This is a genomic window from Agromyces cucurbitae (assembly GCF_058349945.1).
Genome location: NZ_JBYRES010000002.1, coordinates 374,537 through 400,168, shown reverse-complemented (window position 1 = coordinate 400,168; position 25,632 = coordinate 374,537). Strand labels below are relative to the sequence as shown.

Genomic DNA, 25,632 nt, shown 5'->3' with positions numbered 1-25,632 from the left:
GACCACGGCCCAGGTCACGCGGGCTACCCGTGCGCGGCCGACTGCCCCGCGAACACGTTGAGCACGATGACGCCGGCGATGATGAGGCCGATGCCGAGCAGCTTCGGCACGGTGAGGCTCTCGCCGAGGAAGATCACGCCGATCGCGACGATCGCCGCGGTGCCGACGCCCGACCAGATCGCGTAGACGACGCCGATCTCGAGTTCGCGCACCGCCTGGGCCAGCATCGCGAACGAGATGCCATAGCCGGCGAGCACGCCGACCGTCCACCAGAGCTTCGTGAACCCCTCGGTCTTGCCGATGAAGCTCGTCGCCGCGACCTCGAAGCCGATCGCGAGCGCCAGGTAGACCCACGCCATGCAGCCATGCTCGCATGCGCGACGAGGCGCGCCCGACCGCCCGTCGCACTACCGCGCGCACCCGGCCGAGGAGCATGATGAACCCGTGGACGGTTGGCCCATCGTCGGGCGCGATCACGAGTTGGCGCGGGTGGCGCGGCGGCTCGTCGAACCACCCGCGGCGGGAGGGCGCCGCGGGGCGCTGTTCGTCGGCGCGCCGGGGGTCGGCAAGACCCGGCTCGCCCGCGAGCTCTACCGCGTCGTGCGACGGCACCGGCTCGGCGCGGTGTGGGCGACGGCGAGTCGCACGGCGCAGCACCAGCCGTTCGGCGCATTCGCCGCGTTCGCCCGCGACGGCGGCGAGACCCTCGACCTGCTCGCACGCATCGCCGCCGAGATCAGTCCGGGCGACCGGCCGACGGCCGTCTTCGTCGACGATGCGCATGCGCTCGACCCGATGTCGGCCCTGCTCGTGCAGACCCTCGCCCGACGACCGAACACGGCACTCGTGCTCACCGCGCGCTCGCCGGCGCCCCTGCCCGACGTCGTCGTCGACCTGTGGAAGGAGGACGTGGTCGAACGGCTCGAAGTGACGCCGCTCGACGAGGCCGGTACCGGCCGGCTCGCCTCGGCGATCCTCGAGCGGCCGCTCGAGGCGGTCGCGGCCCACCGGCTGTGGGAACGCAGCCGGGGCAACCCGCTGTACATCACCCACATCGCGAAGGACTGGCGCGACGGGCTCGACGCCGACGACGACGACGCGACCTCGGGGCCCGACGACGACCCCGACTCGCGGCCGCCGTTCGTGCCCGACCCCGCGAGCCCGCTGCCGTCGGAGCTCGAGGCGCTCATCGAACAGACCCTCATCGGCCTCGACGACACGTCCCTCGAGGTGCTCGACGCGGTATCGCTGCTCGAGCCGTTCCCGCTCGCGGCGATCATCGAGGCCGTCCCCGAGGCCGACGTCCGCCTGCTCGACGACCTCGAGGCGCGGGGCGTCATCGCGGCGGCGATCGACGCGCCCGGCGACCTGATCACGCTGCGCTCGGCCCACCCGCTCTTCGCCGAGGCCCGCCGCGCGGCGATGGGGCCGCTGCGCGCCCGGCGACTCCGCGGGCGCATCCTCGATGCGGTCGCGCGCACGGGGGTCGACGTCGACATCGTGTCGCGGGCGCTGCTCAGCCTGCAGGCCGACGGGCCGGCCGCGTCCCGTGCCGACGACCCCGCCGATGCCGGCGTCCTCCTCCAAGCGGCGGCGACGGCGTTCGCCCGCCTCGACCTCGACCTCACCGCCCGGCTCGCCACCGCATCCGCCGAGCACGGGGGCCCCGAAGCCGCGAGCGCGCTCGCCGCGTATGCGCTGTCGCTGCGGAGCCGCAGCGACGAGGCATCCGCCCTGCTCGAGCCCATGCTGGCCGAGCCGCATCCGCCCGTCGACGCACTCATCGTCGACGCCGGCAACCGGTACTTCGTGGTGGGTGATCCCGAAGGCGCGGTCGCCCGCACCGAAGCCGCACACACCGCCGCGACCGACGACGGCGACCGGGCCGAGCTCGCGGCGATGCTCGCGTGGCTGCACGCCTTCCAGGCGCATCCGGCTCGCGCGCAGGAGCTGGCCGACGCTGCGCTCGCCCACCCCGGGCGCTCCGACCGGGCGACGGGCTTCGCGACCATCGCCCGGGTGACCGCCCTCGGTTGCGCGGGCCGGAGCGACGGCATCGAGGCGGTCGCCGAGCCCGGATACGCGGCCGCGCGCGGCGGATACGACGCCGCCGTGCTGCGCATGGTGCTGCTCGACGCCCACCTGCTCGCCCTGCACCTGGCGGGCCGGATGCGGGAGGCCGCCGAGCTCGCCGAGCGGGTGCTCGCCGCCGACCGCGAGGCCCCGCCCCCGTTCAACGGCCGGCTGCTCAACCTGACCGGCCGAGTGCTGGTACGGAGCGGCCGAATCACCGACGCCATGACGACCCTCCTGTCGGCAGAGGCCTCGATCGGCGGGGACGACCACACCGGCTGGTCGCCCCTCAACCTCACCGACCTCGCCGAGGCGGCCGCCCTCGCCGGCGACCTCGGGCGCGCCCGGCGCTCGCTCGACCGGGCACGTGACGAGTGGCTGCCGGCGTTCCGGTACCGCCGACCGCAGTTCGAGCGGGTCGCGGCGCTCGTCGACGCATCCGCCGGGCGGGTCGCCGAGGCCGCCGCCGGTGCGATCGCCGCGGCGGACCTCGCACTCGCACAGGATGCCGCGGGGCTGGCGCTGCGCGCGCTGCACGACGCGATCCGGCACGGGGCCCACGGGGTCGGCGACCGCATCAGGGAGTTCGTCGACCGCGTCGACGGGCCGAGGGCCCGGCTCGCCCCGCGGCACGCCGATGCGTGGGACCGCGGCGACGCCGCCGCACTCGACGCACTCTCGCGGGAGTTCGAGGCCGACGGCGACCTGATCGCCGCGACCGACGCCGCCGCCCAGGCCGCCGTGCACTGGGCCGCCGCCGGCCGCGGCGGTCGCGCGGCGGCCTCGAAGCTGCGGGTGCGCGGCATCGAGGCGACGACCGGGCGCCTGCACACCATCGCCGTCGCGCGCGCGAGCCTCGGCCCCGACCTCAGCGAGCGCGAGGTCGAGATCGCCGCACTCATCGCCCGCGGGGACTCGGATCGCGAGATCGCCGTGCGCCTCGGCCTCTCGACACGCACGGTCGAGGCCCACGCGCACCGCATCTACGCGAAGCTCGGCGTCGAGGGACGCGCGCAGCTGCGCGGACTCGCCGACCGGGGCTGACCGCTGCGCCCGTCGCCGGCACCGTCGGCCCGGCCGAGTCGGGCCCGACGCCGTCGACCCGGGCAAGTGCCGACCCGTCCCCGAGATTTACGTACCCGACTACGTACTGCGCCGGCGAGAGGCATCCGTACCCTTGTCGGCGAGCACCTCGACGAGCCGGCTCCCCGTACGACCGTTGCCCGACGGTCGCGCCTCGCCGAGGGTTGCCGCACCCCGAAGGAGTGCGCCATGCGGCAGCTACTCGCCCCCGACACCACCGGTGCGGGCTTCGACTGGATCGACGCCCGCGTACCCGACCTCGCCTCGCTCACCGCCGGTGAGCTCGCCGTGCTGCGATCCCTCGCGTGCGGCGCCTCGAACGCCGCGATCGCGGCGGCCCTCTACCTGTCGGAGCGCACCGTCGAATCGCACGTGCGCTCGATCTTCTCGAAGCTCGGCCTGCTGCGCTGCGCCGACGAGAACCGACGCGTCATCGCGGCGGTGGTGTGGGCTCGCGCGGCGGCGTAGCACGCGGCGGCCGCCACGGCCCCGGCCGGCCGCGCTGACAGGATGATCCGGCCGGTACCCTCGGATACGAGCGTGCCGGCCGGCTCATCCTGCGAGTGCGGGCGGCGCGAACCAGCCGCACGAGAGGGCCGACGATGACCGCAGCACCGACCGGATTCGACTTCTTCTCGGTCGGCGAGCTGCCGGCGCCGGCGCTGCCGGTCGACGAGGTGCGCGCGATCCTCGCCGCCGAGTGGGGGCTCGAGGTCGACCTCGAACCGCTCGGCAGCCAGCAGGACCAGAACTTCCTCGCGTGGGATGCCGCGGCCGACGTCGTCCCCGACGCCGTCCCCGTCCTCGGCGCGGGCGTCGCGCTCAGCGCCGCCGTCGCGCGCGGCGCGGGCACCGCCCCCGTCGGCGTCGTGAAGATCACGAACCCCGCCTTCACCGCGGCCGAGCTCGCCGCGCAGGATGCCGCGGCCGAGCGCATCGCCGCCGCCGGCCGCGTGCGCGTCGCGACCACGACGACGGGCGCCGACGGGCGTCAGCGTTCCGTCGTCGCCGACACGAGCGAGGGGCCGCTCGCGATCCGGCTGCTCGAGTTCCTCGACGGCGGCACGCTGACGGGCGACGGCTACCTCGCGCCCGCGGTGGTCGCCCGCATGGGCGAGCTCGCGGCGACGGCGAGCCTCGCGCTCGCCGACCTCGAGCACGCCGGGCTCGACCGGGTGCTGCAGTGGGACCCGCGCTTCGCCGACCGCGTGGTCGAGCTGCTCGCCCCGCACCACCCCGACCCGCACCGGCGCGCGCTCGTGACCGACGCCGCCCGCGACGCGTGGCGCACCGTCGCCGCACTCGCCGACGAGCTGCCGCAGCAGGCGGTGCACCTCGATCTCACCGACGACAACGTCGTGTGCCGTACCGACGGCGGGCGGCGCCTGCCCGACGGCATGATCGACTTCGGCGACGTCACCCGCAGCTGGGCCGTCTCCGAGCTCGCGATCACGATCTCGTCGGTGCTCCACCATGCCGGCGCCGAACCCGTCTCGGTGCTGCCGGCCGTGCGCGCGTTCCACGCACTGCGTCCGCTCGTCGCGGCCGAGATCGCCGCGCTCTGGCCGCTCGTCGTGCTGCGCGGCGCCGTGCTCGTCGTGAGCGGCGAGCACCAGGTGCAGCTCGACGGCGACGCGAACGAGTACGCGCGCTCGGCGCTCGACCGCGAGTGGCGCATCTTCGAGCAGGCGACCTCGGTGCCGGCCGACGTGATGACGGCCCTGATCGCCGACGCGCTCGGCGTGGCGCCGACCGGGCACGCCGGCGCCGGCGGGGCCGCACTCGCCTCGCCTCCCGGCGCACTCGCCTCACCGCTGCGCCACGTCGACGCCGAGCGCGCCACTTCTCGTGGCGCGGAACCGTCAGAAATGGCGCAGACGGCGGGCGGGGCGCAACCCGCGGGCGGGCCCGTGCGCCTCGACGTGTCGGTGGCCGCCGAGGCGGTCGACGGCGGCGCGTGGCTCGACGGCGAGGCGCTCGAGGCGCGGCTCGCGGTCGAGGCGCTCGACGCCGGGGCCCCCGCGGCCTGGCTCGAGCGCGGCACGCCCCGGCTGACGGCGAGCCGCACGCTCTCGCCCGTGTCGCCCGCGACCGTGCCGCTCGGGGTCGACGTCTGGTACGCCGAGCCGCAACGGCTCGAGGCCTCCGAGCACCTCGTCGTCGACGGCGCGACGCAGGACGCCGACGGCGACTGGGTCGTACCGGCGCGCACGCGCATCCGAGTGCGGCTCGGTCGGTCCGACGCCCCGCACCTCGTGCGGCCCGAGTACGCGGCCGGATGGCTCGCGGTGACGCTCGACCCGGCGCCGATGCTGGGGCTGGGCGAGGGTGTCGGCGCCCGTGGTCTCGATACGGCGCTGCGCGCCTACTCGACCGACGGGAGCTCCTTGATCGAGCGGCGCAACGCCGCGTTCGCCGAGGTGCAGGAGCACTACTACGACGAGCCGCCCGAGATCGAGCGGGGCTGGCGCGAGCACCTCGCCGACACCGACGCGCGCGTCTACCTCGACATGGTCAACAACGTCACGCCGCTCGGGCACGGGCACCTCGGCCTCGCCGACGCGGTGCACCGGCAGCTGCGCCGGCTCAACACGAACTCGCGCTTCAACTACGAGGCGGTCGTCGAGTTCTCCGAGCGCCTCGCGGGGCTCCTGCCCGACCCGCTCGACACCGTCTTCCTCGTGAACTCGGGCTCCGAGGCGACCGACCTCGCCATCCGCGTCGCCCTCGCGGCCACGGGCCGGCGCGACGTCGTGAGCGTGCTCGAGGCCTACCACGGCTGGACCTACGGCTCCGACGCCGTCTCGACCTCGACGGCCGACAACCCCAATGCGCTCGAGACGCGCCCCGACTGGGTGCACGCCGTCGAGGCGCCGAACTCCTTCCGCGGCAGATACCAGGGTGCGGATGCCTCGCGCTACGCGCCCGAGGCCGCCGCCCGCATCCGCGAGCTCGCCGCGTCGGGCCGACCTCCGGCCGCGTTCATCGCGGAGACCTTCTACGGCAACGCCGGAGGCATCCCCCTGCCCGACGGCTACCTCGCCGAGGTGTACGCCGCCGTGCGCGAGACCGGCGGGCTCGCGATCGCCGACGAGGTGCAGGCCGGCTACGGCCGTCTCGGCGAGTGGTTCTGGGGCTTCGAGCAGCAGGGCGTCGTGCCCGACGTCGTCGCCGTCGCGAAGGCCATGGGCAACGGCTACCCGCTCGGCGCGGTCATCACGACGCGCGAGATCGCGGCGCGGTTCCGCACGCAGGGGTACTTCTTCTCGTCGACGGGCGGCAGTCCGGCGTCGTCGATCGCGGGGCTCACGGTGCTCGACGCCTACGAGCAGATGGGGCTGCAGCAGAACGCCGCGTCGACCGGTGCATACCTCAAGGGCATGCTCGAGGAGCTCGCCGAGCGGCATCCGCTCATCGGCGCCGTGCACGGCCTCGGGCTCTACCTCGGGGTCGAGTTCGTGCGCGACCGCGAGACGCTCGAACCGGCGACCGCCGAGACCCGCGCGATCTGCGACCGACTGCTCGAGCTCGGCGTGGTCATGCAGCCGACGGGCGACCACCAGAACGTGCTCAAGACGAAGCCGCCGCTCGTCGTCGAGCCCGAGTCGGCGGAGTTCTTCGTCGAGATGCTCGACCGGGTGCTCGGCGAGGGGTGGTAGGCGAAGCTCAGGCGAGCAGGTCGCGCACGGCGAGGCCCCACTCGAAGCCGCAGTCGCGGCAGTCGAAGATCGGTGCGTCGTCGGAGAGGAACGGGTCGACCGACTCGGCCTCGACCGCGAGGTCGAGCGGGCCGTAGACGATCGCGCGCACGGCACCCGAACCGCACCGGGGGCACGGCTCGTCGAGCACCTCGCGCGGGGCTTCGGTCTGCAGCTGCTTCGTCATGGCAGCCAAGGTACGCCGGGCCTCCGACATCCGCCGCAGCGGTCCCGCGCGTCGCGGGGAGACGCACCCGACGGCGACCGTCGCCGATCCCTAGACTGGGCGCGTGCTGACCGCCGTCGTCCTCCTCGCGATCGTGCCCGCCTGCCTCATCCTGATGCTCGGGCTCGTCGCGCGCGCGTTCGCCGCGCAACCGGTGACGGCCCCGGTCGTGCAGTACGCGCCCGAGCGCGGGTCGACGGTGCTCCGCGACGCCGTGCTCGTCGACGCCGACCGGCGCGCCGGCGCGGCCGCACTCATCGACCTCGCGGTCAAGCGCAAGGTCCGGCTCGTCGCCGGCGGCGACGACCGCGCCCCCGGCTCCTCCGCCCGCCGCTCTCGCGAGCCGATCGGGGTCGAGCTCGTCGACAGCGCGCGACTCACCACAGCCGAGACCGCGCTGCTCGAGGCGCTGTTCGGCCCAGAGCACACGGGCGCGCGCCTGCGCCGTTTCTCGGCCGACCGCCGTGCGCTCGCGGGGCGACTGAAGACGCTGCTGCTCTTCACCGAGATGCAGCTCGCCCGCGAGGGGCTCGTCGCCGACCGCCGCGTGAGCTGGCCCGGCACGACCCTCACGGTGCTCGCCTACCTCGGCATGCTCGTCGAGGCGCTGCTGCTCGTGTTCACCCTCATCGCCGGCGACTGGCCGGCGTTCTTCGGCACGCTCGTCGCACTCACGGTGACGATCGCGACGATCTTCGTGACGCCAGCGTCGTGGCGTCGGTTCCTGCCGGCGTCGCGACCGCACCGCGAGCACCTCGCCGGCCTGCGCCGGTACCTCGAGGTCGCCGAGGCCGACCGGCTGCGCGTGCTGCAGTCGCCGAGCGGCGCCGAGCTGCGCACCGGGGCTGCAGTGCCCGGAGCGTCGGCGGCCGCGGCCGGCACGGGTGCGGCCGGCACGGGTGCGGCCGGTACGGCAGGGGCCGGTACGACCGCAGCCGGCACGGCCGGCCTCGCTGCGGCGCCCGTCTCCGACACCGCGACCGCCGCCCAGGTCGAACGCTTCCACCTGCACGAGCGGCTGCTCCCTTACGCCGTACTGTTCGGGCTCGAGCGCGAGTGGCTCGCGAAGCTGCGCCTCGAGGCCGACGCACTCGCGCACACGAACCTGGACACGATCGGCGATCTCGCCGGCGCGACGCTCGACATCGCGTCGGCGATCGACGCGGCCGGCGGCGTGCTCGAGCTCACCTCCGCGGTCGGCGACCTCGTCGATGGCGCAGGCGCCGTGATCGACGGCATCGGCGGCATCTTCGAAGGGCTCGGATCATGACGTTCACCGACCTCGAGCAGGGCATCACGATCGACCTCGACGGCACCCCGGTGTCGGCGGTCTACGCCCGCCCGGCCGGCGGTGCCGCGGAGGCCACGGTCGTCGTCGCCCACGGTGCGGGCGCCGGCATGGAGCATCCGTTCATGTCGGGCTTCACCCGGGCGCTCAACGCCGACGGATTCGCGACCCTGCGCTTCAACTTCGCCTACCGCGAGGCGGGGCGCCGCTTTCCCGACCGGCCGCCCGCCGCGATCGCGGCGTGGCGCACCGTCATGGGCGTCGCCGCCGAGCGCGCCGCCGAGGCCGGCCACGCCGACGAGCCGCTCTGGGCGGCGGGCAAGTCGTTCGGCGGGCGCATGGCCTCGATGGCCGTCGCCGAGGGCATGGATGCCGCGGGGCTCGTGTTCCTCGGATACCCGCTGCACGCGCCGGGCAAGGCCGACAAGCCGCGCGACGAGCACCTGCCCGGCATCACCGTGCCGATGCTGTTCCTGCAGGGGCGCAACGACCCGTTCGCCATTCCGAACGAGCAGCTCGACGCGGTGGCCGAACGGGTCGGCGAGAACGCCGTCGTCGACTGGATCGAGAACGCCAACCACTCGTTCGAGGTCAAGGGCGCCAAGCGGCCCGCGGCCGAGATCGGGGCATCGCTCGCCGTGCCGGCCGCGGCGTTCGTGCGGGCGCATCCCCTTCCGGCGGTCGGGTAGCGCAGCGGATCGACGCCGCACGAACGCGTGGCGCGGCGGCGGGTTCTTACGGTTCGTGAACGCCGCGCCGAACGTCGGGCGCCGTGCGACGGCCTGAGCGTACGCTGTGGCCATGACGAGCTCGCGCACCTGGTGGCGGCCCGCCCTCGCGGGCGCGGCGGCCGCGCTCTTCGGCGCCGGGCTCGGCGAGCTCGTCGCGGCCGTGGTCGCACCCGAGTCGGGGCCGGTCGTCGTCATCGGGTCGGCGCTCATCGACTTCGCGCCGCCGTGGGCGAAGGATGCGGCGATCGCCCTCTTCGGCACCGCCGACAAGATCGCGCTCGTGTCGGGCATCGTGCTCGTGCTGCTCGCGGCGGCGTGCGGGGCGGGGGTGCTCGAGGCACGGCGACCGCCGTGGGGCATGGTCGTGTTCGCGGTCTTCGGAGTCGTGGGCGCCGTCGCCGCGGCGACCCGCGCCAACGCGCCGATGCTCGCCGTGGTGCCGTCGCTCGTCGCCGGCGGCGCGGCGATGCTCGCGTTGCGCGTGCTCGTGCGACGGGTGGAGCGGTCTGAGGAGGAGCGCAGCGACGTCCCGCAACCGGCGGGCGACGGGTTGCGAGACGCGTCCTCCGCCGTCGGGCGCTCCTCGACCCGCGACGCCGGCTCGAGCCGACGCGCCTTCCTCGGTTGGGCGGGCGGTGCCGCCCTGGTCGGCGTGCTCGCCGCGCTCGGCGGCGCGGCGATCCAGGCCGGCGGTCGCGCCGTGAGCGCGCTGCGCGAGGCGATCCGCCTCCCCGCCCCCACGACGACGGCGACGGTGCCCGCCGGCGCAGAGCTCGGCATCGACGGACTCGCCCCCGTCGTCACTCCGAACGCGCAGTTCTACCGCATCGACACGGCGCTCGCCGTGCCGACGATCGACCCCGCCGAGTGGAAGCTGCGCGTGCACGGCATGGTCGACCACGAGTTCGAGCTGACGTGGGACGAGCTCCTCGCGCTGCCCCTCGCCGAGAGCGTGACGACGCTCACGTGCGTCTCGAACGAGGTGGGCGGAAACCTCATCGGCAACGCCGTGTGGCTCGGCCACCCGATTCGCGAACTGCTCGCGCGGGCGCGCCCGCACGCCGACGCCGACATGGTGCTCTCGCGCAGCTCCGACGGATTCACCGCCTCGACGCCGATCGAGGTACTGCAGGACGACCGCGACGCGATCCTCGCGGTCGGCATGAACGGCGAGCCGCTGCCCGTCGAGCACGGGTTCCCGGTGCGCATGGTCGTACCGGGCCTCTACGGCTACGTGTCGGCGACGAAGTGGGTCGTCGACCTCGAGGTGACGAGGTTCGACCGCGCCCGCGCCTACTGGACCGACCGCGGCTGGAGCGACCGCGGCCCCATCAAGCTCTCGTCGCGCATCGACGTGCCGCGGCGCGGCCAGCCGGTCGACCCGGGCACCGTCGTCGTCGCGGGCGTCGCCTGGCACCAGCACGTCGGCATCGCCGGCGTCGAGGTGCAGGTCGACGACGGCGCGTGGCGCCCCGCTGAGCTGGCGACCGCGATCTCCGACGACACGTGGGTGCAGTGGCGTTTCCAATGGCCGGATGCCTCGCCCGGCAGCCACACGCTGCGGGTCCGCGCCACCGGCGCCGACGGCGAGGTGCAGACCGCTGAGGAGCGCCCGCCCGTCCCCGACGGTGCCACCGGCCTGCACGAGATCACCGTCGACGTGCGCTGACGGCCCCACCCGCTGGTTGAGTAGCGCGCTCCTCAACCAGCGGGATGGGGTCGCGCGCTCCTCAACCAGCTGGGTCGTCAGAGCCGGGGCGTGCGCGGCGGCACCGTGCGGCGCGAGCCGGTCGCCTCGAAGGCGGCGGCGAGCGCGAGCAGCGCGGTGTCGTCGTAGGCGCGGCCGGCGAACGTGAGGCCCACGGGCATGCCGATGTCGGCCATGGTGCCCATCGGCACCGTCACGGTCGGGATGCCGAGGTGGCGGGGCACGAGGTTGCCGTTCGCGACCCACACGCCGTTGCGCCAGCCGAGGTCGGCCGAGGCCTCGTTCACGTCCATGTCGGCGGGGCCGACGTCGGCGACCGCGGGGAACACGACGGCGTCGAGGCCGAGCCCGTCCATCCACTGCTCGAGGTCGATGCGCCGGGTCTTCTCGAGGCCGAGCACGCCCTCCTCGAGGTGCGGGATCTCGGTGAACGAGCCGTACGGGTGCTCGCGCACCTGCTCGGGGTACTCGGCGATGTCGTCGTCGAAGCCGGTGTAACGGTCGGGCAGCGCGCCGGGCGGCTGCGGGAAGATCGTCGCCCCGTCGACGCCCGTCAGCGTCGAGAGCGCCGGGTCGCCGTTGGCCTGGAGGAAGTCCTCCCACGCCCACGCCGAGAGGTCGACGATCTCGGACTTCAGGAACGCCTCGCTCACGAAGCCGCGCGTCTTCACGTTGGTCGCACCCGGGCGATCGCCCTCGTAGTTCGACACGACCGGGAACGCCACGTCGACGACCTCGGCGCCCGCGGCCTCGAGGTCGAGGCGCGCCGACTCCCAGAGCGCGATGATCGAGGCCCGCGTCTCGATGCGCCGGCCGGTCGGCCCGCCGATGCCGACGTGGTCGCCCTCGCCCGCGGCGTGATCGGCGTTGATGTACATCGACGGGATGCCGATGCGCTTGCCCTTGAGCGTCGACTCCGCAGCACGGCGATCGGCGGGCGACAGCGCCGGGTACGAGTCTGGCCGTACCTCCGACGAGGCCGGGATCGGCACCCACGGCTGCGCGCGCCAGAAGTCGCCGCGCGTGTCGGCGTCGTCGGCGACGATCACGTCGAGCAGCTCGAACAGGTCGGCCATCGTTCGGGTGTGCGGCACGACGACGTCCATCGTCGGCACGAGCGGCCAGTTGCCGCGCACCGAGATCACGCCGCGCGAGGGCGTGTACGCGCACAGCGCGTTGTTCGACGCCGGCGCGCGGCCGCTCGACCAGGTCTCCTCGCCGAGGCCGAACGCACCGAACGACGCGGCGGTCGCGGTGCCCGAGCCGTTCGACGAGCCCGAGCCGAACGCGCTCGTCAGCCACTCGGCGTTGTAGGGGCTCTCGGCGCGGCCGTAGACGCCGCGCTGCATGCCGCCGTTCGCCATCGGGGGCATGTTCGTGAGCCCGATGAGCACGGCGCCGCCGGCCCGCAGCCGCTCGATCGTGAACGCGTCGCGCTGCGCGACGAGGTGCTCGAACGCGGGCGAGCCGGCCGCCGCGGTGAGCCCCTTCGCGAGATAGCTGTCCTTCGCCGTGTACGGGATGCCGTCGAGCGGCCCCAGCGTCTCACCGCGCGCGCGGCGCTCGTCGGAGGCGCGGGCGTCGGCCGCGGCATCCGGGTTCATGACGACCAGCGCGTTGAGCGCGGTCTCGGTGCCGGGCGCGTCGTAGGCCGCGATGCGCGCGAGGTACGCCTCGAGCAGCTCGACGGCCGTGGTCTCGCCCGCCTCGAGCGCGGCGCGCAGGCGCGCGATCGGCGCCTCGACGACGTCGAAGCCGCTCATCGGGCCACCACCGGCTGCTGCTGCGTGATGCAGTGGATGCCGCCGCCGCGGGCGAAGATGTCGCGCGAGTCGACGGTCACGGCGCGCCGGCCGGGGTAGGCGGCCTCGAGGATCTCGCGCGCCGCGGCATCCGCCTGCTCCTCGCCGAATCCGCACGCGATGATGCCGTCGTTCACGACCAGGTGGTTGACGTAGCTGTAGTCGACGAAGCCCTCCTCGTCGCGCAGCGTCGCGGGCGCGGGGAGGTCGACGATCTCGAAGCTCCGGCCCGCGGCATCCGTGGCCTGCTCGAGCACGGCGCGCAGCTCGCGCGAGACCTCGAAGTCGGGGTGCTCGGGGTTCTGCTGCGCGTGCAGCAGCAGGGTGCCGGGCGAGGTGATCGTCGCGACGATGTCGACGTGCCCGTTCGTGCCGAACTCGTCGTAGTCGCGGGTGAGGCCGCGCGGCAGCCAGACGACCTTGGTCGCGCCGATCGTGCGCGCGAGCTCGGCCTCGACGCGGGCCTTGTCGGCGTAGGGGTTGCGGCGCGGGTCGAGCTGCACCGTCTCGGTGACGAGCACGGTGCCCTCGCCGTCGACGTGGATGCCGCCGCCCTCGTTGACGAGCACGCTCGACACGAGCTCGGCGCCGACGAGCGGGGCAATGAAGCGGGCGATCTCGGCCGACTTGCGCCATTCGGCCCACTCGGGGGCGCCCCAGCCGTTGAAGGTCCAGTCGACCGCGCCGAGCACGCCGGGGCGCTCGTCGTCGACGACGAAGGTGGGGCCGAAGTCGCGCATCCAGAACTCGTCGAGGGGCGCCTCGACGATCTCGATGTCGCCCGACAGCATGCGCTTCGCGCGCTCGATCTCGGTCGGGTCGACGACCATCGTCACGGGCTCGAACTCGGCGACGGCGTGGGCGACGGCCGTCCACGCGGCGTAGCCGCTCTCGCGCTCGGCGGCCTCTTCTCCGAGGGTGAAGCCCTCTCGGGGGAACGCCATCCAGGTGCGCTCGTGCGGTGCGGTCTCACTCGGCATGCGCCAGGCCATGCGTGGTCTCCCCTTCGAGATGGTGCGGTGAAGTTTTATTGACCAAATGATCAATACTGCTGCGAGATTACCTATGATGGGTGATCATGTCAACGCCGACCCGACCCCGTGCCGCCCGCAAGTCGCCCGAGGAGCGCACCCGCGACATCGTCGGGGCCGCGCGCGACCTCGCCGTCGAAGAGGGGCTCGCGGCCGTGACCCTGCGCGCCGTCGCCGCGCGCGCCGGGGTCGCCCCCGCGCTCGTCGCCCACTACGTGCCGAGCATGGAGTCGCTCATCGCGAGCACCTTCGCGTCGGTCGTCGGCGCCGAGATCGCCGAGGTCGAGGCCCTCATCGCCTCGGTCGACGGCCCGCGCGAGCAGCTCGGCACGCTCATCCGCACCGTGCTCGACGGCACCCGCGACGACGTCACCGTGATCTGGGTCGAGGCCTGGGCGCTCGGCCGGCGCAGCGAGAGCCTCGCCGGCGCCGTGCGCGAGCAGATGGACGCCTGGCAGTCGGTGCTGCAAGGCGTCATCGAGGCCGGCGTGCGGTCGGGCGATTTCGAGACGACGGATGCCTCGGGCGTCGCGTGGCAGGTGCTCGGCATGATCGACGGACTCAACGCCCAGGCGCTCGTGCGCTGGGGCGACACCGCGCACCGCGGCGAGCTCACGCTGCACGCGGTCGAAGGGCTGCTCGGGCTGCCGCGCGGCGGGCTCGGCTCTTCCGCTGGTTGAGGAGCGCCGACGCGCAGCGGCCCCTCCCGCTGGTTGAGGAGCGCCGACGCGTCTCGAAACCAGGTAGGCCGCTCTCGAGACCCGGTCACGAGGTTTCGAGACGCGTCCTCCTTCGTCGGGCGCTCCTCAACCAGCGGGAACCCGGTTGCTACTCGCGCTCGGCGATCCACTCCCGCCCGAGCTTCGGCGGCGCCATGATGAGCCACGCCTCCTCGACGAGCTCGGCCAGCCGGTCGTCGCCGATGCGGTCGAGCCGCGCGAGGATCGCCGGCCACCCGTCGAAATGCGGGATCGTGAAGAACACGTCGGCGTCCTCGTCGATCAGTGCGAGCTTCTCGTGCTCGTCCTCGACACGCGCGCCCAGGATCGGGCCCGGCTGCCCGTCGAGTCCCAGGTGCTCGAGATCGGTCGTGCGCAGCGGGCGCTCCCACACGAAGCCCCTGCCGTGCACGCGCCACATCGCGCACCCGCGGCTCGGGGTCTCGGTCGTGTCGGGCAGCGCGAGCGCGAGGCTGCGCAGCAGCTCCCAGTCGGCCATGGGCGTCACCCTACGCCGAGGCGTCGGTGGCGGCATCCCTCGCGCCCATTCGCCGGCTGCCCGCCCCGTCGGGCCGACCGACGCCGACCCGGTCCCGATGTCGCAGGCTGCCGATACCGTGGGAGCACGGCCGGCGAGAGGAGCACGATGTACCTGCTGAACGGCATCGTCGTGACGAGCGCGAGCGACCTCAAGAAGGCGAGCGACTGCGAGTTCGCCTTCCTGCGCGAGCTCGACGTCAAGCTCGGCCGCGACACGCTGTTCGCCCCGCTCGACGACCCGATGCTGCGCCGCGCGGGCGAGCTCGGCGACGCGCACGAGCTGCGGGTGCTCGACCGCTACCGGGCCGAGTTCGGGCCGGGCGTGGTCGAGATCGAGCGGCCCGACGTGCGCGACGCCGACGCCGTGGCGGCGGCCGCCGCCGCGACGATCTCCGCGTTCGAAGCCGGGGCGCCGGTCGTGTTCCAGGCGACGTTCTCCGACGAGCCGCTCCCGGGGCAGGGCTTCATCGGCTTCGCCGACTTCATCGTGCGCCAGCCCGACGGCCGCTACCGCGTGCAGGACTCGAAGCTGGCCAGGCACGCGCGGGTCACCGCGCTGCTGCAGCTCGCCGCCTATGCCGAGCAGCTCACGCGACTCGGCGTGCCGCTCGACGACACCGTCGAGCTGCTGCTCGGCGACGGCTCGGTCAGCGCGCACCGGCTCGACGACATCCTGCCCGTGTACCGCGAGCGCGTGGCGCGCCTGCACCGCATCGTGGCCGACCGCGTCGCCGACATCGGCCCGGTGGGCTGGGGCGACCCGCTCTACGGGCAAGACGGCCGGTGCCCGACGTGCGAGCTCGAGGTGCAGGCGAACCGCGACGTGCTCATGGTCGGCGGGCTGCGCGTCACGCAGCGCGAGCCGCTCGCGGCGGCCGGCATCACGACGATCGACGCACTCGCCGCCTCGCACGAGCCGGTGCCCCACGTGATGGAGGCGACCCTCGACAACCTGCGGGCGCAAGCCCGGCTGCAGCTGCGCGCCGAGGTCGAGGCGGCCGACGCCGTCGCGGCGGGCGCCTGGCGCGAGGGCGACCCGCCCCTGCCGCCACCCGTCGGCGTGCGCGACGCCCGCGCGATCGCGGCGATCCCCGAGCCGAGCCCCGGTGACCTCTTCTTCGACTTCGAGGGCGACCCGCTCTACACCGAGGGCGACGGCACCAAGTGGAACCTCGACTACCTCTGGGGCATGGTCGACAACTCCGAGACCTATACGGCGTTCTGGGCGCACTCGTTCGCCGAAGAGCGCGTGGCGCTCGAGCGCTTCCTCGAGTTCGTGAAGCTGCGCCGGCAGGCGCACCCCGACCTGCACATCTTCCATTACGCGAGCTACGAGCGCACGCACCTCACGTCGATCGCCGCCCGGCACGGTGTCGGCGAGGCCGACGTCGACCAGCTGCTCGCCGACGGCGTGCTCGTCGACCTCTACCCGATCGTGAAGCGGGCGGTGCGCGTCGGCAGCCGCTCGTACTCGATCAAGAAGCTCGAGCCGCTCTACATGGGTGCAGAGCTGCGCGAGGCCGACGTGAAGTCGGGCGCCGACTCGATCACCGAGTACGTGCGCGCCGGCGAGCTGCAGGCGCTCGCCCTCGCACACGACGACCAGGATGCGGCGGCCGAGGCCACCCGCATCCTCGCCGACCTCGCCGACTACAACCGGTACGACTGCGTCTCGACGCTGCGCCTGCGCGACTGGCTGCTCGCCGTCGGCGCCCGCGAGGGCATCCGGCCCGTCGCGGCCTCGCTGCTCGCCGACCGTGCCGAGGGCAAGATCTACGAGGCGTCGCCGCTCGCGCTGCAGCTCAAGTCGCTCGTCCGCGAGCGCGACGAACGGGCCGAGCGAGCAGCACCGTCGGGCACCACCCGAACGACGCCGATCGTCGCGGCCCGTCGCGACCCCGACACCGAAGCACTCGCCCTCGCCTCGGCGGCGATCGACTACCACGCACGCGAGGCGAAGAGCTTCTGGTGGTCGCACTACCTGCGCTGCGACCAGCCCCTCGAGAGCTGGGAGGAGCACCGCGACGTGCTCGTGGTCGACCCGGCCCGCTCCCGCGCCGTCGGCAAGTGGTACGAGGAGCCGCGATGGAACAGCGCGCGCCGCGAACTGCAGCTCGACGGGCGGATCGCCCCCGGCTCGCGGTTCAGCGTGGGCGGCGACGTCTTCCTGCTCTACGACTGGCCGGCGCCGTTCCCGTCGCAGTCGACGAGGCCCGGCCAGCGCGCGTGGTCGAACGCGACCGTCGTCGAGGTGAGCGACGCCGGCGTCCGCGTCGAGGAGCGCGGGCATCCCGGCATCACGTGGGAGGCGCTGCCGCTCGCGATCGCCCCGGGCGCCCCGCCCCGCGCCGACGCGCTGCGCGATGCGATCGCCGAATGGGCGGCGCCGATCCCGGGCCGCGCGCCCGAGCTGCCGCTCGACCCGGCGATGGACATCCTGCGCCGACGGCCGCCGCGCGCGATCGGCGGCCTCGCACCGCTCGGCGCCGAGCACGACTACCAGGCGGCCGTCGTCGAGTCGGTTCGGCGTCTCGAACGCTCGTACCTCGCGGTGCAGGGCCCGCCCGGCACCGGCAAAACCTACCTCGCCGCTCACGTGATCGCGACCCTCGTGCGCGATCACGGCTGGCGCATCGGCGTCGTCGCGCAGTCGCACTCGGTCGTCGAGAACGTGCTCGACTCGGTCGTGAACACGGCAGGGCTCGACCAGAGCCTCGTCGCCAAGCACCTGAAAGAGGCGGGCGAGGCCGACCGGCACGGCTTCACCGTGCTCGCCCGCAAAGACGACGTCGCCGCCTTCGCGGCCGACCGCCCCGGCGGATACGTCATCGGCGGCACCGCGTGGGACTTCTGCAACGTGCGACGCATCCCGAGGGGTTCGCTCGACCTGCTCGTCATCGACGAGGCCGGGCAGTTCTCGCTCGCCTCGACGATCGCGGTGTCGGTCTCGGCGAAGCGGTTGCTGCTGCTCGGCGACCCGCAGCAGCTCCCGCAGGTGAGCCAGGCGCTCCACCCCGAGCCCGTGAACGCCTCGGCGCTCGGCTGGGTCGCCGACGGCCACGACGTACTCCCGCCCGAGTACGGCTATTTCCTCGCCGAGAGCCGGCGGATGCACCCGGCCGTCGCCGCCCCGGTGTCGCAGCTCTCGTACGAGGGCGAGCTTCGCTCGCACCCGGTCGCCGCGAGTCGCTCGCTCGACGGCGTCGCGCCGGGGGTCACCCCGATCGCGGTCGAGCACGAGGGCAACTCGACCTTCTCCCCCGAAGAGGCCGAGTCGGTCGTGCATCTCGTGCGCTCGCTCATCGGCCGCGACTGGACCGACGCGAACGACTCGACGAACGGGCCCGTCGTCGCCCCGCCCCGGCCGCTCGGCCAGCGCGACCTCATCGTGGTGACGCCGTACAACGCCCAGCTCGGCACGGTGCGAGAGGCGCTCGACGCAGCCGGATTCGCCGAGGTGCCCGTGGGCACCGTCGACAAGTTCCAGGGCCAAGAGGCCGTCGTGGCCATCGTCTCGCTCGCGGCGTCCTCTGCGGCGAGTGCGCCGCGCGGGCTCGAGTTCCTGCTGCTGAAGAACCGGCTGAACGTCGCGATTTCGCGCGCCAAGTGGGCCGCGTACGTCGTCTACTCGCCCGGCCTGCTCGAGGGGCTGCCGCACCGCGCCGAGGGCGTCGCCCAGCTCAGCGCGTTCATGCGCCTCGTCGGGGCCGACGACGCGCGCTCGGTCGACCTGCGCGAACCGACGGCGACCGAGCCGAGTATCGCGAGCTGAGGTCGCTCGGCGAGAAGCCGTCGCGTCCGCCCTCAGTCGCCGAAGTCGAGGCGGGTCCCGCCGAGCCGCTCGGGACGGAGCCGGATGACCACCCGCCCCTCGGCGACCGCCTCGGCGAAGAACGCGCTCGGGTCGGCCGGGCGGGCGGCCTCGGGCACCATCGACAGCAGTTCGAGCCCGACGGCATCGCCCGGCTCGACGGTCGGCGCCGACACCTCGGCGAGCCCCTCGACCGCGGCGAACGACCAGTGATCGTCGGCCGAGACGTGCAGCGTCGCCCGCGGGTCGTGCTTCAGGTGCGTCGCCTTCAAGCGCGTGCTCGTGGTCGAGAATCGCGCGATGCGCTCGGCCGCGTCCCACCCGTAGAGCATCGTCGTGAGGTGGGGCTGCCCGTCGCGCTTGAGCGTGGCGAGCACGCCGAAGCTCTGCGCGGAGAGCAGGTCGGAGGCTTCGGTCTCGGTGAGCGGCACGGGTCCGGCGTTCTTCGTCATGACAGGGCGAACCCGGTTCCGCATCACGGCATTCCGTCGATGACGGTCGAGGTCGCGAACCCGCGACCGCGCGGCCGCGCCCACGCACGCTCGGGAATATCCCAGAGGGTTCCTGCGTAGGGTATGCACGTGACTTCCTCCGCAACGCACCCCGACCGCATCACCATGTACGGCGCCGCCTGGTGCGGCGACTGCCGCCGCTCGAAGCGCCTGCTCGACACGCGCGGCGTCGACTACGAGTACGTCGACCTCGAGGTGAACATCGAGGCCGCCGACGTCGCGAAGTCGATCTCGGGTCGCACGAACATCCCCGTCGTGGTGTTCCCCGACGGCACCCACTTCACCGAGCCGACCGACGCCGAACTCGGCGCGAAGCTCGACGAGACGCTCGCCGCGTAGCCGACTCCGTTTCAGGCCGCACCGGCCCGAGGCATCCCTCGACTTGGGGGTATCACCGGCGCGGGGATCGCTCGACCTGCGGGTGAGCCCCGTGGAACACTGGCCCCATGCCTCGCGACGCACGTCGTCTGCATGGGCGAGAACGCGAACTGGCCGCGATCACTCGAGAGCTCGAGGCCGCGATCGACGGTGCGACGCGCATCCTCGTGCTGCAGGGCGAAGCCGGCATCGGCAAGACCGCGCTGATGGAGGCGGCCGCCGACTCGGTGTCGGAGCGCGCCGACGTGCTCACCGCGCGGAACCTGCCGCTCTCGACCCGGATGCCGAACCTCGCGGTACGCCGGTTGCTCGCGCAGGCGGACGCCGGGCAGCCGCCGCGCACGGGAGCACAGCCACCGCTTCCGATCCGCCTCGATGCGGCGATCGACCGGCTGACGGCGAACCGCCCGGTCGTGATCACGGTCGACGACCTGCAGTGGGCCGACGCGACCACCCTCGACGCGCTGATGTTCCTCGCCGGCGGAACGGACGACCGCCCGCTCGCGATCCTCACGACCGTCCGCTCGGGTTCCGGGCGCGAGCTCGACCGGTGGCGCGCCGACCTCCTCCGGATGCCGGCGTCGAGGTCGATCGAGGTCGGTCCCCTCGATCGCCTCGGGATGCACGAGCTGATCGCCGCACTCATCGGGGAACCGCCGCACGACGCTCTCGTCCGCGACGTGCTCGCCCGCACCGGCGGTAACCCCTATCACGCGCGACTGCTCGTCGAGGGCGTCGCCCCGGCGGCACTCGCGGCCCCCGCGACGACGACGCCGGCGACGGCCGGCGACCTCGGCACCGCGCTGCTGCAGACCTGGGCGACCCTGCCCGAGCGCACGCGCCAGCTGACGATCCTGCTCGCGATCCACGGCAAGCCGATCCGGCTGAGCGGACTCGAGATCCTGGACCCCGACTCGTCCGACGTCGAGCCGGGGCTCCGGCCCGCCCTCGCCACGCACGTGCTCGACGAAGACGGGCAGGGCCGCGTCTGGTTCCACCATCCGTTGATCGCCGAACTGCTCGTCGCCTCGGTACCCGAGCCCGAGATCCGGGCACGGCACGGCGAGATCGCCGAGGCCGTCGGCCGACTGATCGAGCTCGACGGCGAGTCGCCCGAGCGTCTCGTCAACCTGGCCGATCATCTCGTCGGGGCCGGCGAGGCCGCCCCGGGTTTCGAGGCGAGCCGACGTGCCATCGCCGCCGTGCAGAGCTCCGACGACCCCGCGACGACCCTTCGGCTGATCCGCCGCTGCGTCGAGCTCGATGACGTGCACCCCGGCCTCGCGAGCGACCGCCCCGCCCTGCTCGCAGAGTGGGCCGCGGCAGCGGCCGCCGCGGAGGCCGACCACGACGAGTACGCCGCCGTCGACGAACTGCTCACGGCGACCGGCACCGATGACCCGCTCCGCCGAGCAGAGCTGCTGCTGCAACGACGGCGACTCCAGTCGCGTCTCGGCGGCGAACTCGTCACCACGGCCGGTGCCCGCGAGGTCTTCGAGCTCACGGTGCACGCACCCGACAGCCGGGAGCATGCACTCGCGCTCTGCGAACTCGCGCACGCCGAGATCATCGAGGGCGATCCGCGCGCCGTCGAGCATGCAAGCGGGGCCCTCGAGTCGGCCCACCGGCTCGGCGATCCGGAGGCGATGTCCTACGCCACGGCCGTCGCGGCACAGCTCGCCGCGGCGACCCGCGACCACGACGCGGCGACCCGGCTGGCCGAGCAGGCGTTCGCCGTCGCCATCCCCGCGCACCAGTTCGAAGCGGTGATGCTCGCCGCGCTCTGGGAGGCGTACTCGATGCCCGGCTACCGCATGGCGGCGGAGCGGCTGCGCGAGCTGCGTCATCGGCTCACCGCGGCCGGGGCACCGCGCCTGACCATCGCTGCGCTCGCCTGCACCGAAGCCGCCGGATGGTCGACGATCGCCGAGACGGCCGCCGCGCGCGATGCCCTCCGCATCGTGCGCGCCGAGGACGCGCCGGAGTACCTCGAGCTCGCCATGCGTTCCGTGTCGGCCAGGGTCGCCGCCGTTCGTGGCCGAGTCGAGGAGGCCGAGGCGCACCTGCACCGGGCCCGCGAACGGTTCGCGGAACCACCGGCGTGGGCGGCGCTCGAGCTCGCCGTCGCCCAGGCGATGTCGAGCCTCGCCGCGGGAGACACCGACCGTGCGCTCGCCGCGCTCATGCCCGTGATCGAGGTCGGTCCGCACGGCAGGTGTTCGGAATGGCTCGTCCCCCTCGCGGCGCGCGCCCTCGCCGACGAGGCCTCCAGGGCACGCGATGCGGGCGCCGAGCGGACGGTCGCGCTCGACGCGCTCGACGCGCTCGAGGGGGCCCACCCGCACGTCATCCGGCAGACGATGGGCGTCTCGTACGCCACTGACCTGCACGCCCTCGACGCGCTCTACGCCGCCGAGCGGGCGCGGGCCCGCGGCATCCCCGACAGCCTCGGTCTCTGGGCGGAAGCTGCAGACGGTGCCGCCGCCGCCGACCTCGCCTGGGAGGAGGCGTACGCGTGCCGCCGTGGTGCCGAGCAGGGGCTCGTCGACGGCGGCGACCGGCGCCGGGTCGCGGTCGCGTTGCTGCGTCGCGGGGCGGCGATCGCGCAACGGATCGAGGCCGACGCGCTCGCAGCCGAGTTCGACACCCTCGCCGCGTGGGCGCGCATCGACCTGCACGCATCCGGCTCCGTCCGCACCGGCTCCCGGGCCGGGACTGGCCGTCTCGCCGGCATCGAGCTGACCGGGCGCGAACGCGAACTGCTGCCGCTCCTCGTCGACGGGCGCACCTACGCCGAGATCGCCGACCTGCTGACGATCAGCGAGAAGACGGTGAGCTCGCACGTCTCCAACCTGCTGCGCAAGACGGGCGCCGCGAATCGCGTCGACCTCGCCCGCATGGCGCGCGGCGCGGGCGCGATCTGAGGGGTGCGAACCTCGATCTGAGGGGTCTCGCCGGATGCCGCACCGCCACGGCCTGCCTACCGTGAGCGCGTACGCACCGCCGGAAGGGGCACGCTCATGTCGCTCATCAGGAATGGATCGATCATCGTCGTCGTCGCGGCCTCCGTCGCCCTCGCGGGCTGCGCCGGCAGCGGGTCGGGCGCCGGCGCGAACGCCGGCACCGCGGATCTCGCCGGCGAGCTGCACCAGACGCGCGCGGTGCGGGCATCCGCCGCGGACGACGTCCAGGCGGCTCCCGACCGCGCCGCGTGGGACGAGCACCGCGGGGTCGCCGCCTTCGTCGCCCCCGACCGCGCCGCGTGGGAGCAGCACCGAGGGGTCGCCGCCTTCGTCGCCCCCGACCGCGACGCGTGGGACCAGCACCGAGGCGTCTCCCGGTGAGACGGCGCACCGGCCCGACCCCGACGACCGCCGAGCCCGATCCCGTCGATCATCTCGTCGAACGGCACGGTCGGCTCGTCATCGATGCGCCGGGGCCGGCCCTCACGAGCGACGAGATCCGCGAGCTGCGCCGTGGCGAACCGCGCTGACACCCGCCTGCTGCTCGACGCGAGCGCGGCCGTCGCGCTCGTGCTCACCGGGCACGACGCGCACGCCGCCGTCACCGCCCGGGTCGGCCGCGCGCGTCTCGGCCTCGCCGGGAACGCCGCGCTCGAGACCTACTCGGTGCTCACGCGACTGCCCGATGGGCGACGGCTCTCACCGGCCGACGCGGCGCGGGTCATCGCGACCGACTTCCCGGCGAGTCATCCGCTCGACGCCGCGGTCGCGGCCACGGCGATCGCTCGGCTCGCCGAAGCGGGCGTCGCCGGCGGCGAGGTCTACGACGGCCTCGTGGCCCTCGCCGCGATCGACGCCGGGTCGCGGCTCCTGACCTGCGACCTGCGCGCACTGGCCACCTACTCGGCACTCGGCGCCGACGTCGAGTTCGTGTGAGGATCGGGCCGCCGGCCGTTCGGGTCGCGTAACAAACGCGCGCGAGCGCCCCGGGCCGCGTACAACGGAGACATGCCTTCGACCACGCGGTGCCGCGCATGACGCTCACCCGCCTGCTGCCGACGCTGCGGCGTTCGATCCCCGATCCGCTCGCGCCCGAGCACTGGCCGGCCGGCACTCGCGCGACGACGACCGACGTCATCGTCGGCGGGATGTCGATGCTGCGACTCGCCGACCGCGATGGTACGCCGCTCGCGCACCTCGTTCCGGGCCCCGCGGGCATCGCGTCGGTCGTCGCCGGCCCGCCGCGCCATCACGGCGTCGCGATCGCCACGGTGCGTGCGGTCTCGCGCGCGGCGGGGCGGCTCGACGTCGAGGTCGACGCCGAGTTCGGGCCGCATCGACCGGTCTGGGCCGAGGCCCGCCTCATCGGCCGGGCGTCGAGCGCACGGGTCGCGACCGTCGCTGCACGGTCGGCTTCGGGCGCATGGCGCGAGCCGGCCGCGTTCGAACTGCCGGGCGACCTCGCCCCGGGCGACCTCATCGCCCTGCCGATCGAGGCGTTCCCGGTCGCCGGCCGCGCCGACTGCGAGGCGGCGATGGCCCCGCGGCGCGCTCAGCGCAGCGCGGGGGCGACCTCCGCGGCGAACAACTCGAGCCCCGACCGGTCGTACGCCGCCTCGGGCGCGTAGAGGATCGCGTAGTCGAGCCCGACCCCACGGCGCTGCTCGAGCTTCGCGACGACCTCGTCGGGCGTGCCGACGAGCGCCCCGGGCGCAGCCACGTAGTAGTCGTGCACGGCCTTCGCCGCCCCCTCGGCGCCGAGGTGCGGCACGTACCGCTCCTCGATGCGGGCGAGACGGGCCGCGACATCCGCCTTCGACGACCCGATGACGGTGTTGAAGTTCATCGAGCGGGTGATCTCCGAGGCATCCCGGCCGATGGCGGCGCAGTGCCCGCGCAGCACCTCGTCCTTGTGGGCGAACTCGTCGAGCGAGCCGGTGAAGTTCGTGTACGACGCGTAGGTCGCCGCGATCTTGAGGGTCACCTGCTCGCCGCCGCCGGCGACCCAGATCGGGATGCCGCCGGACTGCAGCGGCTGCGGCTGCACGATCGCGCCGTCGACCCGGTAGTACCGGCCGTCGAGGGTCGCCCGCCCGGTGGTCCACGCCTGCCGCATGATGTCGACGCCCTCGCGCAGGCGCCCGAGTCGCTCGGGCACGGGCGGGAACCCGTAGCCGTACGCGCGCCACTCGTGCTCGTACCACCCGCCGCCGATCCCCATCTCGACGCGGCCGCCCGAGATGAGGTCGGTCGTCGCGGCGACCTTCGCGAGGTAGGCGGGGTTGCGGTAGCTCATGCACGTGCACATCTGGCCGAGGCGCACGCGCGAGGTCGAGGCGGCGAACGCGGCCATGAGGGTCCACGCCTCGTGGGTCGCCTCGGTCGGCGACGGCACGGGCGTCGTGTGGAAGTGGTCGTACACCCAGATCGACTCGAACGGCGACTCGGCCGCATCGGCGAACGCGGCCACCTCGCTCATGGCCGACCAGTGGGCGGCGGGGTCGATGCCGACGAGGTCGAAGCGCCAGCCCTGGGGAACGAACAGTCCGAATCGCATGTCGTCAGCCTATGAGCTCTGCGGGTCGGCCCTGCCCATGATTCAGCGTCAGCACTGAGGCCGGGGTCCGGGCCGGGGCGTACCGTCGGCTCAATGAACGGTCAGCTCCACTGCGATTACTCCCTCGCGGACTTCGACGCCACGGTCGTCGAGACCTGCGATGCACGCCTCATCCGCGTGACCGGCCACGGGCTCGCCCCGAGTCACGGCTGGCACCTCGACCTCGTCGCCGCCAACCCCGGCGTCGTCGCCCACCCCGAGAGCCTCTGGCTCGAGCTTCGCGAGCACGCGCCCGACGAGCCCCGCCCGCGGGTGCTCACCGAAGTGCCCGTCGAGGCCATCATCGAGGACTCCCACGCCCAGGAGATCATCATCAGGTTCCGCTGGCGCGAGGGCTTCCGCCTGCCGCTGCGCGAACGCGTGCCCGCGTTCCGCTGATCGGCGCGCCGGCCGCACGGCTGAACCACGACGACGGATGCCTCGGGGTCGACCCCGAGGCATCCAGGGTGTGT

At 73.9% G+C, this 25,632-nt stretch carries 22 protein-coding genes; 15 read left to right on the top strand and 7 right to left on the bottom strand.

What is annotated here, in order from left to right; translation table 11 throughout:
- Positions 1-23 precede the first annotated feature (23 nt).
- Entirely contained in the window at positions 24-359 is a 336-nt protein-coding gene (locus AC3RJ6_RS08700) for a DMT family transporter (protein WP_491426614.1), read from the bottom strand.
- An 85-nt stretch (positions 360-444) separates the two neighbouring features.
- Between AC3RJ6_RS08700 and AC3RJ6_RS08695 the strand changes: the two genes are divergently transcribed.
- The 3 genes from AC3RJ6_RS08695 to AC3RJ6_RS08685 all read left to right on the top strand — a co-directional run bounded on the left by AC3RJ6_RS08695 (position 445) and on the right by AC3RJ6_RS08685 (position 6,815).
- Positions 445-3,117, top strand: coding sequence for a helix-turn-helix transcriptional regulator (locus tag AC3RJ6_RS08695; protein WP_491426612.1), 2,673 nt, complete (start codon positions 445-447; stop codon positions 3,115-3,117).
- A 228-nt stretch (positions 3,118-3,345) separates the two neighbouring features.
- Positions 3,346-3,624, top strand: coding sequence for a LuxR C-terminal-related transcriptional regulator (locus AC3RJ6_RS08690; protein ID WP_491426611.1), 279 nt, complete (start codon positions 3,346-3,348; stop codon positions 3,622-3,624).
- 134 nt (positions 3,625-3,758) lie between these two features.
- Entirely contained in the window at positions 3,759-6,815 is a 3,057-nt protein-coding gene (locus tag AC3RJ6_RS08685; RefSeq protein ID WP_491426610.1) for an aminotransferase class III-fold pyridoxal phosphate-dependent enzyme, read from the top strand.
- A gap of 7 nt (positions 6,816-6,822) precedes the next feature.
- Here AC3RJ6_RS08685 and AC3RJ6_RS08680 read toward each other — a convergent pair whose 3' ends face one another.
- A complete protein-coding gene (locus AC3RJ6_RS08680) occupies positions 6,823-7,041 on the bottom strand; it encodes a hypothetical protein (protein ID WP_491426609.1) in 219 nt (72 codons plus the stop codon).
- Between the two features lie 103 nt (positions 7,042-7,144).
- On the opposite strand from AC3RJ6_RS08680, the gene AC3RJ6_RS08675 reads away from it, so the two are divergent.
- From AC3RJ6_RS08675 to AC3RJ6_RS08665, 3 genes are all read left to right on the top strand, one after another.
- Positions 7,145-8,350 carry a DUF2207 domain-containing protein gene (locus AC3RJ6_RS08675; RefSeq protein WP_491426608.1) on the top strand — a complete coding sequence of 402 codons (1,206 nt, stop codon included), beginning with the start codon at positions 7,145-7,147 and terminating at the stop codon, positions 8,348-8,350.
- Complete coding sequence (locus AC3RJ6_RS08670) at positions 8,347-9,057, top strand: alpha/beta hydrolase family protein (RefSeq protein WP_491426607.1); 711 nt, start codon at positions 8,347-8,349, stop codon at positions 9,055-9,057. The genes AC3RJ6_RS08675 and AC3RJ6_RS08670 overlap by 4 nt, the downstream gene beginning before the upstream one ends.
- 112 nt (positions 9,058-9,169) lie before the next feature.
- Positions 9,170-10,768, top strand: a complete 1,599-nt coding sequence (locus AC3RJ6_RS08665; RefSeq protein WP_491426606.1) for a molybdopterin-dependent oxidoreductase — start codon at positions 9,170-9,172, stop codon at positions 10,766-10,768.
- Between the two features lie 77 nt (positions 10,769-10,845).
- Here AC3RJ6_RS08665 and AC3RJ6_RS08660 read toward each other — a convergent pair whose 3' ends face one another.
- Both AC3RJ6_RS08660 and AC3RJ6_RS08655 read right to left on the bottom strand, forming a co-directional pair.
- The gene (locus AC3RJ6_RS08660) at positions 10,846-12,570 is read right to left on the bottom strand and encodes an amidase (RefSeq protein ID WP_491426605.1); all 1,725 of its coding nucleotides are present in this window, start codon (positions 12,568-12,570) and stop codon (positions 10,846-10,848) included.
- A complete protein-coding gene (locus AC3RJ6_RS08655) occupies positions 12,567-13,601 on the bottom strand; it encodes an agmatine deiminase family protein (protein WP_491426604.1) in 1,035 nt (344 codons plus the stop codon). The genes AC3RJ6_RS08660 and AC3RJ6_RS08655 overlap by 4 nt, the downstream gene beginning before the upstream one ends.
- Positions 13,602-13,687: 86 nt before the next feature.
- On the opposite strand from AC3RJ6_RS08655, the gene AC3RJ6_RS08650 reads away from it, so the two are divergent.
- Positions 13,688-14,320, top strand: a complete 633-nt coding sequence (locus tag AC3RJ6_RS08650) for a TetR/AcrR family transcriptional regulator (protein ID WP_491426603.1) — start codon at positions 13,688-13,690, stop codon at positions 14,318-14,320.
- Positions 14,321-14,468: 148 nt separating this feature from the next.
- Here the strand turns inward: AC3RJ6_RS08650 and AC3RJ6_RS08645 are convergent, their stop codons facing one another.
- Positions 14,469-14,858, bottom strand: a complete 390-nt coding sequence (locus AC3RJ6_RS08645) for an MmcQ/YjbR family DNA-binding protein (protein ID WP_491426602.1) — start codon at positions 14,856-14,858, stop codon at positions 14,469-14,471.
- A 147-nt stretch (positions 14,859-15,005) separates the two neighbouring features.
- On the opposite strand from AC3RJ6_RS08645, the gene AC3RJ6_RS08640 reads away from it, so the two are divergent.
- Complete coding sequence (locus AC3RJ6_RS08640; RefSeq protein ID WP_491426601.1) at positions 15,006-18,671, top strand: TM0106 family RecB-like putative nuclease; 3,666 nt, start codon at positions 15,006-15,008, stop codon at positions 18,669-18,671.
- 32 nt (positions 18,672-18,703) lie between these two features.
- Here AC3RJ6_RS08640 and AC3RJ6_RS08635 read toward each other — a convergent pair whose 3' ends face one another.
- Positions 18,704-19,162: a PPOX class F420-dependent oxidoreductase gene (locus AC3RJ6_RS08635; protein ID WP_491426599.1), complete on the bottom strand. Its 459-nt coding sequence runs from the start codon at positions 19,160-19,162 to the stop codon at positions 18,704-18,706.
- A gap of 165 nt (positions 19,163-19,327) precedes the next feature.
- On the opposite strand from AC3RJ6_RS08635, the gene AC3RJ6_RS08630 reads away from it, so the two are divergent.
- The 6 genes from AC3RJ6_RS08630 (at position 19,328) to AC3RJ6_RS08605 (ending at position 24,191) form a co-directional block, all read left to right on the top strand.
- Positions 19,328-19,561, top strand: coding sequence for a glutaredoxin family protein (locus AC3RJ6_RS08630; RefSeq protein WP_491427151.1), 234 nt, complete (start codon positions 19,328-19,330; stop codon positions 19,559-19,561).
- A 107-nt stretch (positions 19,562-19,668) separates the two neighbouring features.
- Positions 19,669-22,524 carry a helix-turn-helix transcriptional regulator gene (locus tag AC3RJ6_RS08625; RefSeq protein ID WP_491426598.1) on the top strand — a complete coding sequence of 952 codons (2,856 nt, stop codon included), beginning with the start codon at positions 19,669-19,671 and terminating at the stop codon, positions 22,522-22,524.
- Between the two features lie 96 nt (positions 22,525-22,620).
- A complete protein-coding gene (locus AC3RJ6_RS08620) occupies positions 22,621-22,944 on the top strand; it encodes a hypothetical protein (RefSeq protein WP_491426596.1) in 324 nt (107 codons plus the stop codon).
- Positions 22,941-23,093, top strand: a complete 153-nt coding sequence (locus AC3RJ6_RS08615; RefSeq protein ID WP_491426595.1) for a hypothetical protein — start codon at positions 22,941-22,943, stop codon at positions 23,091-23,093. Before AC3RJ6_RS08620 ends, AC3RJ6_RS08615 begins: the two co-directional genes overlap by 4 nt.
- Positions 23,077-23,499: a PIN domain-containing protein gene (locus tag AC3RJ6_RS08610; RefSeq protein ID WP_491426593.1), complete on the top strand. Its 423-nt coding sequence runs from the start codon at positions 23,077-23,079 to the stop codon at positions 23,497-23,499. The genes AC3RJ6_RS08615 and AC3RJ6_RS08610 overlap by 17 nt, the downstream gene beginning before the upstream one ends.
- A gap of 98 nt (positions 23,500-23,597) precedes the next feature.
- Positions 23,598-24,191: a hypothetical protein gene (locus AC3RJ6_RS08605; protein WP_491426592.1), complete on the top strand. Its 594-nt coding sequence runs from the start codon at positions 23,598-23,600 to the stop codon at positions 24,189-24,191.
- Here AC3RJ6_RS08605 and AC3RJ6_RS08600 read toward each other — a convergent pair.
- Complete coding sequence (locus AC3RJ6_RS08600; RefSeq protein ID WP_491426590.1) at positions 24,116-25,120, bottom strand: LLM class F420-dependent oxidoreductase; 1,005 nt, start codon at positions 25,118-25,120, stop codon at positions 24,116-24,118. The two genes, AC3RJ6_RS08605 and AC3RJ6_RS08600, sit on opposite strands and share 76 nt — an antisense overlap.
- A gap of 93 nt (positions 25,121-25,213) precedes the next feature.
- Between AC3RJ6_RS08600 and AC3RJ6_RS08595 the strand changes: the two genes are divergently transcribed.
- Positions 25,214-25,558 carry a hypothetical protein gene (locus tag AC3RJ6_RS08595; protein WP_491426588.1) on the top strand — a complete coding sequence of 115 codons (345 nt, stop codon included), beginning with the start codon at positions 25,214-25,216 and terminating at the stop codon, positions 25,556-25,558.
- The last annotated feature ends 74 nt before the right edge of the window (positions 25,559-25,632 follow it).